Raw genomic sequence first — 15,056 nt, forward strand, 5'->3', positions numbered from 1 at the left:
AGCGCAATGTGGTGCCTTCGTGCATGGCGAGTTCGCCGGTGCCCAAAGCGCTGTTGTTGCCGACGGCGATGCCGCCTTGCTTGAGGTCGGTGCCGCCGCTGTAGCTGTTCTCGCCGGTGAGCGTCAGCGTGCCTGCGCCGGTCTTGGTCAAGGCGCCGCTGCCGGCGAAGGTGTTGCCAAGGGCCTCATCGCTGGCCTGATCGATGAGGAGTGCGGCGTTGTTGGTGATAGCGCCGCTGCCGAAGCTGGCAGCACTGCCGGCCAGGGTGCCGGCGCTGATGGTGGTGCCACCCTCGTAGGTGTTGACGCCTGTCAGCGTCAACAAGCCCGCGCCGGTCTTGGTCAGGCCGCCGGCCCCGCCGATCGCACCCTGCTGGCTCAACGTCGTGCCCGCGAGCGTGTCGAAGGTGCCGCCGGACGCGCCGAGCGTGGTGGCACGGTTCATGGCGAGGTCGGCGGTGGTCCGCAATGTGCCGCCGTTGAAGACGAGGCCCCCCGAGGCGCTGCCCAGGTTGGCATCGCGGGACACGGAAACAACCCCCGCGTCGAAGCGCGTGCCGCCGGTGTAGGAGTTGCTGCCGGTCAGGGTCAAGGTGCCCGTGCCGGTCTTGATCAAGTAGGCGCCGCGCTTACCCCCGAGTTGGCCGGTCGCCGTGAGATCAGCGTCGGTCTGCAAGGTGCTGCCGGCCAAGCCGAGTTGAATGGTGCGCCCGGTTGCGAAGGGACTGGTGGTGCGCAGCGTGCCACCATCGATGATCAGCAGGGTGGGCGCGCCCAGGTTCTGGTCTGCGGAAATCGACAGCGTGCCTTCGATGAGGACGGTTCCGCCGGAATAGGTGTTGGCGCCCGTCAGGGTCAAGGTACCGGCACCGATCTTGGCAAGGCCTCCGCCCCCGTCGATCGCACCTTGATGGATCAGCGTCGTGCCTGCGTTTGTCGAGATCGTCCCGCCAGTCAGCAACGTGGTGGCACGGTTCATCGTGAGATCGGCGGTGGTCCGCAGCACGCCCCAATCGAAGAAGAGGCTGCCCGCGGCGTCGCCGAGGTTGGCGTCGCTCGACACGGAAACCACGCCGTCGAAGAAGAGCGTGCCACCGGTGTAGGTGTTGGCACCGGAGAGCGTCAGCGTGCCATCGCCGGTCTTGGTGAACGCGCCGGCGCCGCTGATGCGGCCGGCATATTCGGCGGACCCTGCACTGTTGGGATTGCCGCTGCCCTGATCGAACACCACGCCGGGTGCGCTGCCGCCAGAAGCAGGTGCAAACAGGATGTTGCCCTTGAACGTATTGGCATCGCCCCGCAACGTGCCGCCGGTGATCGACCAATTCTGGGCGGGACTGCCGTTGCCCGTCAGTTGCCAGGTGCTGGCGCCGTCCTTGGCGAAGTTGGCAAAGCCCACGTACTGCGTACCGCTGGGCGAGGCCGGCAGGTTGGCCACGATGTTGGACACATTGAGCGCGGCCGGCGGATCCGTGTCGCCGCCGAGCCTGAGCGTATCGCCGCCGTTGGTGTTGCCGCTGGTGCTGACCACATTGCCGATGAAGCTGTAGCCGGCTTGCAGGGTGAGCGTGTTGTTGCCGCCGGAAAAGTCGATGGCGTTCGCGCGGGTTGCGCCGTCGCCGCTCAGGCCGCCCCTGATGATGCCGCTGTTGGTGACGCTCGTATTGCCGGTGGCGGCGACGCCGGCGCCTCCGGCACCGGGTGGGATCTCGGACAAAGGCGAACCGGGAACGCCGGCTCCACCATTGCCGCCTTCCAGAACGCCGGTATTCAGCACCGTCCCGCCGCCCGTGACCAGGACGGCCGTACCGCCATGGCTGGCGAAGCCCCCCCGGAAAAAAGCGGATGGATCAGGCGAACCCGGGGCGCCGCCGGCGCCAGCGACGATGCTGCCGGAATTGACGACGCTGCCGCCGGCTGTCGATGCAAGGCCGATGCCACCATCGCCCCCACTGCCACCCTCGCCACCTGCGACGGCCGCGCCACCGTCGCCCCCGCGGCCAGCCTCGATGACCCCGGAGTTCGTGAAGCTCGCCCCGCCCGTGAGCAACACACCACCTCCACCGCTGCCACCGCCGCCTCCGCCTCCGCCCCGGCGGTAGCCGTCGGGCGGCTCGCTGAAGCCTGCTCCGGCGCCGCCCGCGCCGCCCGCGCCGCCGGCAATGCGATTCGAATTGACGGCGAAGCCGCTTCCCCCGAGGACAAGGCCGAAGCCGCCGCCGCCACCACCACCGCTTCCGCCACTGCTTCCCAGATTCTGCTCGGCAATGCCGCCGTTCGTGCCTGCGCGCCCAATGATCGTGCCGGAATTGTCGAGGGCGGTGGTGCTGCCAACCTCGCCGCCCACGCCACCTGCGCCGACGCGGTAACTGACGTTGTCAATCCCGCCATCTCCTCCATTTCCGCCAGTTCCGACGGACAGACTGCTGCCGCCGCCGCCGCCACCTCCGGCGGACGTGCCCGCTCCTCCTGGCGATCCAGGCGCGTTGTCAGTCGTGCCGCCTGCGCCACCCCGTGCACTCCCGGTATCCCCACCAGCGCCCCCGTTGCCACCAAAAATCTGTCCCTGCGCGGCAGAGGTCATGCCAAGCACAAGAAGGAAAGCCGCGAGAGCCCTCGCGTTCAAACGGCAGCGCGTGGCTGCCTGCGTTGCGCCGGTGCCGCCTGCTCCGCCACGTGAAGCGCGTGTCACTTCCGATGTCACCTGCAGCACGCGCAAGCTGCGGTTCCAGACAAGACGGTAGATGAAATTCATGGGGCCTCGGGAATCTAAGATCGAACGACGCGCGACGCGCGCGCAGCTCACTGCCGCCTGGGCATGCCCCTCCCCAACGCACCCGTCCGGGAAGCTCGGGCCGCGGTTCATGGACCCGTGGGGGGCGGCGACCGTCGAATGCTAGGAACGTCAGTCGCTGGATTCAGACCGGCGCGACAAAAAGAGAGATTTCAATCTCCGTTCAGGTCCAGGGGGAAAGCTGCAGGCGGCTGCCCCGGCCGCGCTGGGTTCGATGGCTGCCACTGCGGGGAAGCCTCGCATCGTTCGCGTAGTGCGGACGTGGTAAGCGGAAGCAGGCTTGAGGTCGCTCCCCAAGGGGACGAAGCGGTCGAAGCGCTCAGCGCCCCTGGTTCAACCGGCTGAGCCCCTGGTCGGTCAGCACGCTGGCTCCCTGGCGGTCGGTGGTGACCAGCCCGTTGGAGCGCAGCCGGCTCGAGACCTTGATGGCGTGGGTCGGGCGCCGCTTGGCAAGCGCGTCGCGCAACGCTTCGAGCGTTCGCCACTGTTCATCATTGAGCTGGATCTTCTTCGTCATGGCTGCTGGGGTCCTCGGGGCGGGAGTGTGGCGCGCAGGCCTGCGCGGCGCCTCCTTCACAAGTGCTCTTGTCAGGACGCCGCGATTCGGCTATAGGGGCCTGCGCAAACGCGCCGTGCCAGCTGGCGCCGGCGCATCCATCCCGAACATCGCGGGCATGGCCTCCCGCATCGCCTCGATGAAGCGGCGCAACCGCGCCGGCTGGAAGCGCGCGTGGGGGTAGACCAGGTAGACCGGCAAGGGCGCCGCACGCCACTCGGGCGCCAAGTGGACCAGGCGCCCCTGGGCCAGGTCGTCGATCGGTAGCCAGGCCGAGACCACGCAGGCCCCCAGGCCCGCGAGCGCGGCGTTGCGCATGGCCAGCAGGCTGTCGGTGCTCAGGCGCGGGCGGATCGCGAGGCGCAGGGTTTCGCCGCTCGCCGCATGCGTGAGCGTCACCTCGTTGCGGTAGTAGGTCCGCAGCGCCAACCAGGGCAGGGTCGCCAGCTCGCCGGGATGGGCGGGCACCGGCCGGCCCTCGAGCAACGAAGGCGCGGCGATCACGATGCGCGGCACCTCGGCCAGCTTGACCGCCACCACCGACGGGTCGCGCACCTCGCCGACCTGGATCGCGCAATCGACGCCATGGGCCACGAAGTCCTGCATGTCGTCGTGCAGCAGCCATTCGACGGTGACCCGCGGGTGGCGCCGCAGGAAGCGCGCCAGCGGCTCGACCAACTGCTGCTGGCCGAAGGCATGCGGCGCGATCACGCGCAGGCTGCCCTCGGCCTCGTCGCCGGCACCACGCAAATCGGCCTCGAAGGCCTCCCAGCTCGCCAGCAGTTCCTTGGCGCGCTCGAAGCAGCGCTCGCCGTCCTCGGTGAGCTTCATCGCGTGGGTCGAGCGCCGCAGCAAGCGCACGCCCAGCGAGCGCTCCAGAGCCTGGAGGCGCCGGCTCACCGTCGGCTGGGTCGCGCCCAGCTGCGCGGCGGCGGCCGACAGGCTGCCGGCTTCCACGATGCGGACGAAGGTCTGCATCAGAGCGATGCGATCGGTGGTGCCCGAAGGCGCGACGTGTTCGTTCATGCAATCTACGTATATACGTTGTGCGGACCTTCCGGCTACCGCCTATGGAGCTTAGCCCTCAAACTCCGCTTCCAACGCAATTCATAGGGTTTACGCCATGTCTGGTATTCATTGTTCGCATGCCCCGGTGGGCGCCGCGCTGGCCCCGTCACGCGAGGCCGAGGCGCAGGCCCTGCCGGCATCGCTGCTCCTGCTGCTGGCGGCGGCGGCCGGCCTCGCGGTCGCGTCGCTCTACTACAGCCAACCCATGCTCGGCGTGCTCGGCGCGGAGGTCGGCGCCTCCGATCGCGCCGTCGGCCTCGTTCCCACGCTCACGCAGTTCGGCTACGCCCTCGGCATCGGGCTGCTGGCCCCGCTTGGCGACCGCTACGACCGGCGCCGCATCATCCTGATCAAGGCCGGGGTGCTCGGCGCGGCGCTGCTGCTGACAGGCGTCGCGCCTTCCATCGGCGTCCTGCTGGCCCTCAGCCTGGTCATCGGGCTGTCGGCGACGCTGGCGCAGGACGTCGTACCCGCCGCAGCCACGCTCGCGCCCGAATCGCGCCGTGGCAAGGCCGTGGGCACGGTGATGACCGGGTTGCTGCTGGGCGTTCTGTTGTCTCGGGTGGCGAGCGGCTTCGTGGCGGAGCACTTCGGGTGGCGCGCGGTGTTTGTCGCGGCGGCGGCGAGCATCGCGCTGATCGGACTGGCTGCCTGGCGGCGGCTGCCGCGCTTCCAGCCCACGACGCAACTGGCCTACGGCGCGCTCCTGGGCTCGCTCGCCACGCTGTGGCGGCGCCATCCGCCGCTGCGCCGCGCGGCGCTGGCGCAGGGCCTGCTGGCGATCGGCTTCAGCGCGTTCTGGTCGACCCTGGCCATCATGCTGCACGCCGCGCCCTTCCACCTGGGCGCTGCGGCCGCCGGCGCCTTCGGTCTGGCGGGCGCCGCCGGGGCGCTGGCCGCGCCGCTGGCCGGGCGCATCGCGGATCGCCGCGGGCCGGAATGGGTCACGCGGCTGGGGGCGGGGCTGGCCGTCTTCTCCTTCGCGGCAATGACGCTGTCGCCGCTGCTGCAGCCACAGGCCCGCCTCGGCCTGCTGGTGCTTTGCGCGATCGGCTTCGACCTCGGCATGCAAGCCGCGCTGATCGCCCACCAGACCCTGGTCTACGGCATCGAGCCCGCCGCGCGCAGCCGCCTCAACGCCGTGCTCTTCGTCGGCGTGTTCCTCGGCATGGCCATCGGCGCGGCGCTGGGCAGCCTGCTGCTGGCCGCGTGGGGCTGGATGGGCGTCACGGCGCTGGCGACCGCTTCGGCCGGCGCTGCGCTGGCCGTGCGGCTGTGGCCGGCACGGCAGCCGGGCACGCGGCCGGCCTGAGGGCGACGCCGCCCCGCCTTCGGCATCGTGCCCGTCCCCCGGTGCTGGGAGCCACGACCCATGTGCGGGACCGCTTGAGCCTGCGCTTCAGCCCGCAGGCCCGCCAACCCGGCGCGCAGGACGGGGCGAGCCTGCGGTCGATACAGTGCGCCCGCAGGCGCTTTCCACGCGCGGGTACTCCATCTCCTGCATGACCCGGTCGCGCCGCACGGTGCCATGGCGTTCGGCAATCTCGCACAGCGTGCGATCCAGTTGCTGCACCGGCCTGAGCGACGGAGAGATCGGCACGCGCGGCGACCCGCCGGCCGCGGCCCGCGCAATGAGCACCAGCCCGCTCTTCAGCCGCACCGGACCCGATGCCGACGCGGCCTCCACGCTCACGCGGCCAGTGCGCGACCAGGCGTCCGCGGCCAGCGCCAGCGAGACGTCGTCGCTGCCGTCCCGCACCTCGACGCGCCAGCGCTCGTCGCGCCAGAACGTGGCCTTGTCGACCACATAGGTCCAGGCCCGGGCTGCCTCGAGCTTGAAGGGCGCGCTGTCGTGCGCCGGGTCCCAGGTGGCGACACCGAGCTCGGCCGCGAGGGCCTGGGCCCTGTCCCGCCCGCCGATCGCCTCCACCAGCGCCAGCGTCGTCGGCACCGAGGCCGTGATGCCCGTGGTAGTGGCGACGCCGCGGTCGACCACGTAGCGCCGGTTCGGGACGTAAGTGGCGCCCGGGTGGCGCCGCAGCAGCGTGCTGCGGTCATACCAGTGGCCCGCGAATCGCCGGCCATCGAGCAGGCCGGCCCGGCCCACCACGCGCGCGCCGGAGCAGACGCCGATCACTCGCGCACCCTGCAGCGCCTGCCGCTGCAGCCAGGCTGTCACGGCTGGATCGTCGTCGGTGCGCATCGCAGGGACGATCACGTAGTCGGCGCCCGACGGATGCATCCGGTCGAAGCCGGCCAGGTCCTGCGCGCCGTCGATTTCCAGCGCGGCGGGGTACAGGCTCACCCGGCCGGCACGCGGCGCCACGATCCGCACATCGGCCACGCCGGCACGCTGGAGCACCGCGTGCGGCAGCAGGAGGTCGGTCATCTCGGTGCCTTCGTTCAAGGCGAGCACCGCGACCACCGGGCGGCCCGGAGCGCGCGGCTTCAGGGCCTCGACGAAAGCCTGCCTGTCGCGCGCGATCGTGGCCGCGTCATCCTGCGCGGGCGCCTGCGGCGCGCCCGCCCCACAGCCCGCCAATACCAAGGCTGCAATACTTGTCCCGATCGACGCCCGTACCCAGTTCCACATGGCCGCCCTTCCGTAAACGCGATGCACTGAGCCTACGTATGCCCGCCCTGCTCCACAACGACGAAGAAGCCGCGCTTTCTGCCAGCGACATCGTGCTGGTCGCGTTCGACGGGGTCGAGGCGATCGACGTCGCCGGCCCGGCCAGCGTCTTCAGCAAGGCCGAGCAGATGCGCCCCGGCCACTACCGGCTGCACATCGCCTCGCCGGGCGGCGGCACCGTGTCGACGAACGGGGGCCTGAGCTTTGCCGGCACGCGCCCGCTGCAGCAACTGCCCACCGCAATCGACACGCTGATCGTGGCCGGCGGCGACGAGCCGGGCGTGCGCGCGGCGATCGTCGAGCAGCGCATCTCGGACTGGCTCGCGGAGATCGCGCCCGGGGTCCGCCGCATTGCGAGCGTGTGCAGCGGCGCCTTCGCGCTCGCCGTGGCCGGCCTGCTCGACGGCCGCGAGGCCACCACGCACTGGCGCGCCTGCGACCAGCTGCAGGCGCTGCGGCCGCAGGTGCGCGTGCGGCGCGAGCGCATCTACGTGCACGACGGACCGGTGTGGACCTCCGCCGGCGTCACCACCGGCATCGAACTCGCGCTCGCGCTGGTCGAGGACGACCTGGGCCACGCGGTGGCGATGGAGATCGCCCGCACGCTGGCGCTGCCCCTGCTGCGCGGCGGGGGCGAGTCGCAGCTGAGCCCGACGCTGCAGGCCCAGGCCGCGGCCAGCCACCGCCTGCGCGAGCTGGTGGCGTGGATCGGCACGCATCCGCAGGAGGCCCTGTCGGTCGAGGCATTGGCCGCTCGCGTGCAGATGAGCCCGCGGCATTTCGCGCGCGCCTTCGTGGCCGAGACCGGCTGCACGCCGGCGCGCTTCGTCGAGCAGACCCGCGTGGCCGCTGCCGCGCAGCTGCTGCGGCGCACGCGGTGGACGCAGGACCGCATCGCGAGCCGCAGCGGCTTCCGATCGGTGGACGCGCTGCAGCGTGCCTTCGCGCGGCAGCATGGCCTGACGCCGCAGGCATGGCGCGACAGCGAGAGACGCCCGGCTGTCGCGCAGCGCCCCTGAGGCAGAACGGCAAGCCCCTGCGTCTCCACATCCGTGGGCTTCGAGTGAATGCATTGGGGGCAATCAAACCGCGCACCGTGGACGGCGCACTAGGGCTTGTGCTTACGACCAATGGCTGTCGACGCTGCAACCCTTTGCGCGTATCCTACAAAAGTTCCTGCTTGTTGGTCGCGGGACGCTCACCACCCCGTGCTCCGGTCCAGAGAACTGCGCGGGTGGAGCGATCCTTGCTGGGGAGGACGACCGCCGGTTCAGCGCTCATCGATACATCCAATACGGAGGTGGCATGGAGCTAAGGACGGAGCAACTGGCTGAGGGCATCGAGAAAATCAGCCTGATCGGGCGCCTGGACAGCGCCGGTACCCAAGAGATCGACATGCGCTTCTCTGCGCTGGTCGCGACCCGGAAACTTCTCGCCGTGGTCGACATGTCCGGGGTGTCGTTCCTGGCATCCATCGGCATTCGAGCCCTGATCACCAACGCGAGAGCCCAGAAGCAGCGCGGCGGCGAGATGGCCTTGGCGGGTCCGCCGCCGCTGGTGGCGGATGTGCTGAAGGTTGCGGGTGTCGACACGATCATTCCGCTGTACCCCGACGTCGACACCGCCTTCAGCGCGCTGAAGGCGGGAGCCGAGTGAGGCCCTGATGTCCTCCAGCGACAGGGAGCCCCAGGCATCCCTGATCGTCGGTTCCGAGCTGCGCGAGCTCTCGCGCGTGAGCGCGTGGGTGCAGGACTGGGCAAGGCGCCAGCAGCTTCCAAGCCGGGTCGCGCAGCAACTCGACCTGTGCTCGACCGAGGCGGTGACCAACATCATGACCCATGGCAGCGGCGACGAAGCGGCGCATTGCAGCATCTTCCTGCGGCTGGGGTGGCAAGGCGAGGACGTGGCCCTGGAAGTCGAGGACGAGGGCCGCCCCTTCGATCCGCTGCAGCCCCCGGAACCGGGGCACGCAAGCAGTCTCGAGGACGCACCCGTCGGAGGCTGGGGCATCCCCATCGTTCGCCGCTTCTCGGATGGCATGCACTACCGCCGCGAAGACGGCCGCAATCGCCTGACGCTGCTTTTCCGGCCGACGGCGCCGCCCTGAATGAGACGCCCCGACATCCACCATCCCGCGGGCGCCGCCCCACGGCGCCAACTCTTCACATAGCAACCACTACGAGGAAACAAGCCATGGGAACCGCAGCCAAATCCCCCCTCCCCACCATCGACGCGCAGAGCGCACTGGCCGCGCAGGCGGCCCTTGCCACCCAGCCCAACGGCCAGGGCGAGGCCTCCGGTGTCGACAAGATGCGCGAGTTGCTGTTCGGCAACCAGATGCAGGACTACGACAAGCGCTTCTCGGTCCTCGAGGATCGTTTCCAGCACAGGCTGCGCGACCTGGAGGCGGAGTCGTCCCGAAGCCTGACCAACCTCGAGGGGACGATCAAGAAGCAGCTCGAATCGGTCGCCGGGCAGTTCCGCGAAGAGAAGGACCTGCGCGCCGATGCCGACAAGGAGCTGGAGCGCAACCTGAGGGAGCAGACGCAGGCGCTGGAAAAGCGCCTTGCCCAGCTGTCCGACCAGCTCGCGCGCCAAGGGCGCGAGTTCACCGACAGCCTGGGCCACGAGGTCCAGGGCCTGCGCGACGACATGCGCAAGCGCCAGGAGGACACCCGCGCCACCATCGAGCGGATGTTCTCCGAGCTCAGCAACGTCAAGACCGACCGCAACCTCCTCGCGGGGCTGTTCGTCGAGATTGCCAAATGCCTCAACCAGGACACGTCGCCGAAGGGCGGCAACGGCGAGCGCGTTTGAGCCGCGCGGCCGCTCCCGAGGCGCAGAGCACCATAGCCGAAGGCGAAGGTGCTCCGGTGAGCCGCGCCCGGCCGCAGCGGGAGCCCGGGGCCGAGGAGTCCACGTGACAGCGCGCCTGCCGCTGGCCGCGACCAGCGCGCCCGGCGGTGCTTTCGAAGAAAGTCCGAACCAGCGGCTGGCCGGGTTGTTGCTCGAATTGGCGCGCTGCGTCGACCCAACGGTGGTCGCGACGCTGCCGCCTCGCCCCGCAGTCGATCCGCGGCTGGAGGCGCTGCGCGACGTGCTGCTCGAACGCGAGCAGGCGGCGCTGGCGAGGCTGCAACGCAAGTTCGACGACCCGCAAGAGTTCGCCGATGCGGTGGGCGCCGTGCTGCCCGCAGCCTTCGAGCTGGCGGCGCAGGACGCGCGACTCGGCCAAGTGCTCGCCCCCACCGTCGAGCGCGCCACCCAGGCCTCGATCCGGAAGAATCCGGACACCATGGTCGATATCCTGTACCCGGTCATGGGGCCGGCGATCCGCAAGGCCATCGCCGAGACCCTGGAAGGCAAGCTGCAGTCGCTCAACCAGGCGCTCAAGCACAGCCTCTCGTGGCGCGGCCTCAAGTGGCGGCTCGAAGCCTGGCGCAGCGGCAGCGCCTTTGCCGACGTGGTGCTCAGGCACACCGCCGTGTTCCGCGTCGAGCACCTGTTCCTGGTCCATCGCAAGACCGGGCTGCTGCTGGCGCACGAGGCGGCGGAGGACGCGACCTCGCGCGACCCGCAGCTCGTGTCGGCCATGCTCTCCGCGATCCAGGACTTCGTGCGCGACTCCTTCGACGAGTCCGCCGAGGGCGGCACCAAGGGCCGCAGCATCGACAGCCTGCGCCTGGGCGACCTGCTGCTGTGGTGCGAGGAAGGACCCTCGGCCTTCCTCGCCGCGGTGATCCACGGCAACCCGCCGCCGGCGTTGCGCGAATGCCTCGGGGAGACGCTGGCCGCCATCCACGACGAATGGCGCACGCAGCTCGATGAATTCGAAGGCGATACCACCCCCTTCGAAGAGGGCGCACAGCAGCGGCTGCGGCCGACGCTCTGGTCCCAGTCGGCAGAGTCGAAGAGAAGGCTGTCGCCGCTGCTCTGGGTCATCCCCCTGGCGCTGCTGCTGGCACTGGCCTATTGGATCGGGCAGCGGGTGATCGAGAGCCAGCGCGTCGACGACTACGTCGCGGCACTGCGCGACCAACCCGGCATCGTCGTGATGGGCGCCGATCGCCATGACGGCAAATGGTGGGTGTCCGGGCTGCGCGACCCGCTGGCGGCGCGGCCGGAAGCCCTGCTGGACCCGGCGAAGCTGGACCCGGCGCTCATCGTCGGACGCTGGGAACCCTACCAGGCGTTGCATCCGGCCATCATGCTGAAGCGCCTGCAGGCGACCCTGAACCCGCCCCCCACCGTCAGCCTGTCGCAGGACGCGGACGGCATCCGCGCAGACGGCAGCGCCCCGCAGCACTGGATGGACAAGGCGCGGGCTTTCGTGCAGAGCCTGCCCGCGGGCGCTCCGCCGGTGGACCTGAGCGCCCTCAAGGACGTGCAGGACCCGAACTACATCCGCCTGCGCGACGCCATCCAGGCCCACGTCATCCCGTTCGAGAACAACGCCCCGCGGCCCACCGCCGAGCAGGGCATCGAGCTCGACACCGTGGCGGCCGAACTGCGCGAGCTGGTGCGCGTGGCCCGCGGGCTCGGCTTCTCGGTGCGCGTGACGATCGTCGGCCACGCCGATGCCACCGGCAAGGACACGGCGAACCTGGCGCTCAGCCTCGGGCGCGCCGAGGTCGTGCGCTCCATGCTGCGGGCGCGCGGCATCGACCCCAACTTGCTTTCCGTTCGTGGCGCCGGCCCGCTGGAGCCGCTGCGGCCCGGCGCCAGCGCCGACGAGTTGTCGATGAACCGGCGCGTGTCCTTCGTGGTCGGGACGAGCGACTAGGACCTCTCCCCATGCTTCAAAAAAAGATCTGCCTGCTCGGTGCATTCGGCGTCGGAAAGACCAGCCTGGTACGCCGCTATGTCGACACCATCTTCTCCGACGCCTACCTCACCACGGTCGGCGTGAAGATCGACAAGAAGGTGATGACCCTCGGCACCGAGCCCCTCGCGCTGATCCTCTGGGACATCGCCGGCGAGGACGACATGGCCGCGGTGCGGCTGAGCTACCTGCGCGGCGCGGCCGGCTATCTGCTGGTGGTGGACGGCACGCGGCCCGAGACCCTCGAGACCGCGGCGTCGATCCAATCGCGCGTCAACGCGGAGGTCGGCCCAATTCCCTTCCTCGCGCTGCTCAACAAGGCGGACCTCGTGGAGGACTGGGCCCTTCCGCCGGAACGCATCGAAACACTGCAGGCTTCGGGGTGGACCTTCCGCCGCACCAGTGCCAAGACCGGCGACGGGGTCGAGGCGAGCTTCCAGGACCTGGCGGCGCTTCTGGCGCGGTAGCCATGCTGGACCTGCCGGAGCGGATTTCCGACTCGCTCATGGTGCTGGTCCATGGGCAGCGCGTGCTTGCGCACCTGGCCGTCGATGACGCGCAGAAGCTGGTGCATGCCGGCGGCGAGTTGGCGCACTACGGCCTGGCCGGCATCCAGCCCGGCGACTCCGCCTGCGACCAGATCCCTTTCCTCGAAGGCCTGCTGCCGCTCGCGCAGAACCCCTTCCTCCTTCGTTCCATGGAAATGCCAAGCGGACGAGTGGCCGACGTCCACTTCTTCGCCGATGACGCCACGGTCTGGATCGTCCTGCTCGACGTGACGACGGAGCACGAGGAGGCGCAGCGGGTCCAGCAGAAGGCCTACGACATGACCTTGCTCAGCCAGCGCGAAGCCAGGCTGATCGAGCAGCTCGAGGCGGCCAACCGCGAACTCACGCGTGCCCATTGCGAGCTCGCCGCATCGCGCGAAGCCCTGCAGCGCGCCCACGACAGGTTGCAGCAGGAACTGCGCGAGGCCGAGCGCTACGTGCTCGCCATCCTGCCGGCACCGTTGTCGGAGCCGATCACGGTCGATTGGCGCTTCGTGCCCTCGACCGAGCTGGGCGGCGATTCCTTCGGCTACCACTGGATCGACGCCAATCACTTCGCGCTCTACCTGATCGACGTCTGCGGCCACGGCGTGGGCGCCGCCCTGCTCTCTGTGGCGGTCGCCGACACGCTGCGCTCCGAGGCCCTGCCGCGCACCAACTTCCGACGGCCCGCGGAGGTGCTCGCCGCGCTCAACCTGGCCTACCAGATGGAGCGCCACAACGAGCTGTTCTGCACCGTCTGGTACGGCGTCTATCACCGCGGCACCGGCCGGCTGCGCTACGCCTCGGCCGGCCACCCGCCCGCGATGCTGGTGAGCGGCACGCGCGAGGCCCCTGGGGAGTGCCGGCCACTGAAGGCGAGCGGCCCCTGCGTCGGCCTCTCGCCGACCGCGCGCTACGGCGATGAACAGTGCATCCTGCGGTCGCCGGCGCGGCTGTTCGTATTCAGCGACGGGACCTACGAGATCACCCGGCCGGACGGGTCCATGCTGGCGTTCTCCGACTTCACCGACGTGCTCGCACTGCCGGTGCGTGATGGACAGTCCGAGCTCGACAGGCTGCTGGCCTTCGCGCGGGAGATGCACGGGCCTGGCGTGCTGGAGGACGACTTCACCGTCATCGAGATGGTGTTGTGACCCGGTGCGAGCTGCCGGAGCATGCAGTGGCCGCCGCATCCTATCTTTTTCGATAGTTACGACAGAACGCAAGAGATGATGAAATCCCGCTCCTCCTGGAGTTCCGGGGCAGGATTTCCAAATGAAAAAGACAGAAGTACTGGCGACCACTGCCGAGCATGAAGAGGCGATCCAATTCATTGCACGGAAAGAGTCCGGCGCAAGAACATATGCGCGCACCTTCGACCGCATGATCGCCCGTGGCTCGTTGTCCCGGGTGTGGGATATCGAAGGCCGGGTGTACATCGATCTGCTCGCTTGCGCCGGCGCGCTGCCACTGGGCCACAACCATCCTGAAGTGATGGACAAGGTGCACGCGTTCCTGGGTTCGGGGCACATTCAGCAGGGACTGGATATCGCCACGCCAGCGAAGCTGAACTTCATCGACCAGCTCTTCCAGACACTGCCCACCGCTTTCTCGGACGACGCGCGCATCCAGTTCTGCGGACCCACGGGGTCAGATGCCGTGGAGGCAGCGCTGAAGCTGTTCAGAATTGCGACCGGCAGGCAAAGCGTCATCGCATTTCACGGTGCCTATCACGGCATGACTTCCGGATCGTTGGGCCTGATGGGCAATCTGGGGCCCAAGGCGGCGTTGCAGGGCTGGACAGGCCAAGCGCATTTCTTTCCCTACCCATCCCACAGCCGTTGTCCCTTCGGTGTCGGCGGCACGGCAGGCGAAGACCTCACGCTTCAATATCTAGACAACGTGTTACGCGACCCGGAGAGCGGAATCTCCAAACCCGCGCTACTCATCCTGGAGGCCGTTCAAGGCGAAGGTGGGTGCATTCCGGCTTCGCCGCGATGGCTGAAAAAGCTGCGGGAGATCACAAGTCGACATGACATCCCGTTGGTCATCGATGAAGTCCAGACCGGCTTCGCCCGAACCGGCACCATGTTCGCGTATGAAGCCGCTGGCATCGTCCCCGACGCCGTGGTCCTTTCCAAGGCCCTGGGTGGCGGCTTTCCGCTGGCTGCCCTGGTGTACCGGAAGCGCTACGACAAGTGGCTGCCAGGTGCGCACGCGGGGACCTTTCGCGGAAACCAGATCGGCCTGGTGGCGGGCGCAGCGACCATGCAGTTCCTGCGCGATCACGACATGCCGGCGCGAGCCGCGACGGTGGGAGCGTATCTGAAGGGCAAGCTGCAGGAGCTGGCCGCATCCGTTCCCTGCATCGGGGATGTGCGCGGTCGAGGTCTGATGCTCGGCGCGGAGGTCGTCTCGGCTGCGGGGGGCGCCAAGAACACACTGGACGGAACCCTGGCCCAGGCGATCAAGCGCGAGTGCTTCCTGCAAGGCGTGATTGTCGAGACCGGGGGTCGTCACGGCGCAGTGATGCGCTTCCTGCCTGCACTGACGATCACCGAGCGCGAGATCGACGAGGCGATGCAACGCATTCGCGCTGCCATCGACCTTTGCCTCGAACGGCACGAATCCGCCTCGCTGGCGCTGGCCTGAGG

Annotated in this window: 13 protein-coding genes; 9 read left to right on the forward strand and 4 right to left on the reverse strand. The window is 69.3% G+C overall.

The annotated features are described in order from the left end of the window. From APY03_RS45335 to APY03_RS13590, 3 genes are all read right to left on the reverse strand, one after another. The coding region (locus APY03_RS45335) for an autotransporter-associated beta strand repeat-containing protein (RefSeq protein ID WP_198161246.1) at positions 1–2,866 on the reverse strand (2,866 nt) is incomplete at its 3' end. 247 nt (positions 2,867–3,113) lie between these two features. Then, positions 3,114–3,311 carry a hypothetical protein gene (locus APY03_RS13585; RefSeq protein ID WP_068677665.1) on the reverse strand — a complete coding sequence of 66 codons (198 nt, stop codon included), beginning with the start codon at positions 3,309–3,311 and terminating at the stop codon, positions 3,114–3,116. Between the two features lie 90 nt (positions 3,312–3,401). After that, on the reverse strand, positions 3,402–4,376 hold the full coding sequence (locus tag APY03_RS13590; protein WP_068677667.1) for a LysR family transcriptional regulator: 975 nt from the start codon (positions 4,374–4,376) through the stop codon (positions 3,402–3,404). Positions 4,377–4,473: 97 nt separating this feature from the next. On the opposite strand from APY03_RS13590, the gene APY03_RS13595 reads away from it, so the two are divergent. Continuing rightward, a complete protein-coding gene (locus APY03_RS13595) occupies positions 4,474–5,730 on the forward strand; it encodes an MFS transporter (protein WP_068677669.1) in 1,257 nt (418 codons plus the stop codon). Positions 5,731–5,817: 87 nt separating this feature from the next. Here the strand turns inward: APY03_RS13595 and APY03_RS13600 are convergent, their stop codons facing one another. Next, on the reverse strand, positions 5,818–7,011 hold the full coding sequence (locus APY03_RS13600) for a DJ-1/PfpI family protein (RefSeq protein ID WP_068677671.1): 1,194 nt from the start codon (positions 7,009–7,011) through the stop codon (positions 5,818–5,820). A 38-nt stretch (positions 7,012–7,049) separates the two neighbouring features. Here APY03_RS13600 and APY03_RS13605 point away from each other — a divergent pair, with 38 nt between their 5' ends. The 8 genes from APY03_RS13605 (at position 7,050) to APY03_RS13640 (ending at position 15,054) form a co-directional block, all read left to right on the forward strand. Then, the gene (locus tag APY03_RS13605; RefSeq protein WP_068677674.1) at positions 7,050–8,069 is read left to right on the forward strand and encodes a GlxA family transcriptional regulator; all 1,020 of its coding nucleotides are present in this window, start codon (positions 7,050–7,052) and stop codon (positions 8,067–8,069) included. Positions 8,070–8,355: 286 nt separating this feature from the next. Further along, the gene (locus APY03_RS13610; protein ID WP_068677676.1) at positions 8,356–8,706 is read left to right on the forward strand and encodes an STAS domain-containing protein; all 351 of its coding nucleotides are present in this window, start codon (positions 8,356–8,358) and stop codon (positions 8,704–8,706) included. Positions 8,707–8,713: 7 nt separating this feature from the next. Then, positions 8,714–9,157, forward strand: a complete 444-nt coding sequence (locus tag APY03_RS13615) for an ATP-binding protein (RefSeq protein ID WP_068677678.1) — start codon at positions 8,714–8,716, stop codon at positions 9,155–9,157. A gap of 86 nt (positions 9,158–9,243) precedes the next feature. Beyond that, on the forward strand, positions 9,244–9,867 hold the full coding sequence (locus tag APY03_RS13620) for a hypothetical protein (RefSeq protein ID WP_068677680.1): 624 nt from the start codon (positions 9,244–9,246) through the stop codon (positions 9,865–9,867). A 103-nt stretch (positions 9,868–9,970) separates the two neighbouring features. After that, on the forward strand, positions 9,971–11,833 hold the full coding sequence (locus APY03_RS13625) for an OmpA family protein (RefSeq protein ID WP_068677681.1): 1,863 nt from the start codon (positions 9,971–9,973) through the stop codon (positions 11,831–11,833). Positions 11,834–11,844: 11 nt separating this feature from the next. Continuing rightward, a complete protein-coding gene (locus APY03_RS13630; RefSeq protein ID WP_068677683.1) occupies positions 11,845–12,339 on the forward strand; it encodes a Rab family GTPase in 495 nt (164 codons plus the stop codon). 2 nt (positions 12,340–12,341) lie between these two features. Further along, complete coding sequence (locus APY03_RS13635; protein ID WP_068677685.1) at positions 12,342–13,556, forward strand: PP2C family protein-serine/threonine phosphatase; 1,215 nt, start codon at positions 12,342–12,344, stop codon at positions 13,554–13,556. Positions 13,557–13,677: 121 nt separating this feature from the next. Then, entirely contained in the window at positions 13,678–15,054 is a 1,377-nt protein-coding gene (locus APY03_RS13640) for a diaminobutyrate--2-oxoglutarate transaminase family protein (protein WP_068677687.1), read from the forward strand. The last annotated feature ends 2 nt before the right edge of the window (positions 15,055–15,056 follow it).

This window comes from Variovorax sp. WDL1 (assembly GCF_001541225.1).
Lineage (GTDB): Bacteria > Pseudomonadota > Gammaproteobacteria > Burkholderiales > Burkholderiaceae_C > Variovorax.

Bases quoted from the DNA above. Each gene is read 5' to 3' on its own strand.
- APY03_RS13585 (WP_068677665.1), bottom strand. From the start codon at position 3,311: ATGACGAAGAAGATCCAGCTCAATGATGAACAGTGGCGAACGCTCGAA.
- APY03_RS13590 (WP_068677667.1), bottom strand. From the start codon at position 4,376: ATGAACGAACACGTCGCGCCTTCGGGCACCACCGATCGCATCGCTCTG.
- APY03_RS13595 (WP_068677669.1), top strand. From the start codon at position 4,474: ATGTCTGGTATTCATTGTTCGCATGCCCCGGTGGGCGCCGCGCTGGCC.
- APY03_RS13600 (WP_068677671.1), bottom strand. From the start codon at position 7,011: ATGTGGAACTGGGTACGGGCGTCGATCGGGACAAGTATTGCAGCCTTG.
- APY03_RS13605 (WP_068677674.1), top strand. From the start codon at position 7,050: ATGCCCGCCCTGCTCCACAACGACGAAGAAGCCGCGCTTTCTGCCAGC.
- APY03_RS13610 (WP_068677676.1), top strand. From the start codon at position 8,356: ATGGAGCTAAGGACGGAGCAACTGGCTGAGGGCATCGAGAAAATCAGC.
- APY03_RS13615 (WP_068677678.1), top strand. From the start codon at position 8,714: ATGTCCTCCAGCGACAGGGAGCCCCAGGCATCCCTGATCGTCGGTTCC.
- APY03_RS13620 (WP_068677680.1), top strand. From the start codon at position 9,244: ATGGGAACCGCAGCCAAATCCCCCCTCCCCACCATCGACGCGCAGAGC.
- APY03_RS13630 (WP_068677683.1), top strand. From the start codon at position 11,845: ATGCTTCAAAAAAAGATCTGCCTGCTCGGTGCATTCGGCGTCGGAAAG.
- APY03_RS13635 (WP_068677685.1), top strand. From the start codon at position 12,342: ATGCTGGACCTGCCGGAGCGGATTTCCGACTCGCTCATGGTGCTGGTC.
- APY03_RS13640 (WP_068677687.1), top strand. From the start codon at position 13,678: ATGAAAAAGACAGAAGTACTGGCGACCACTGCCGAGCATGAAGAGGCG.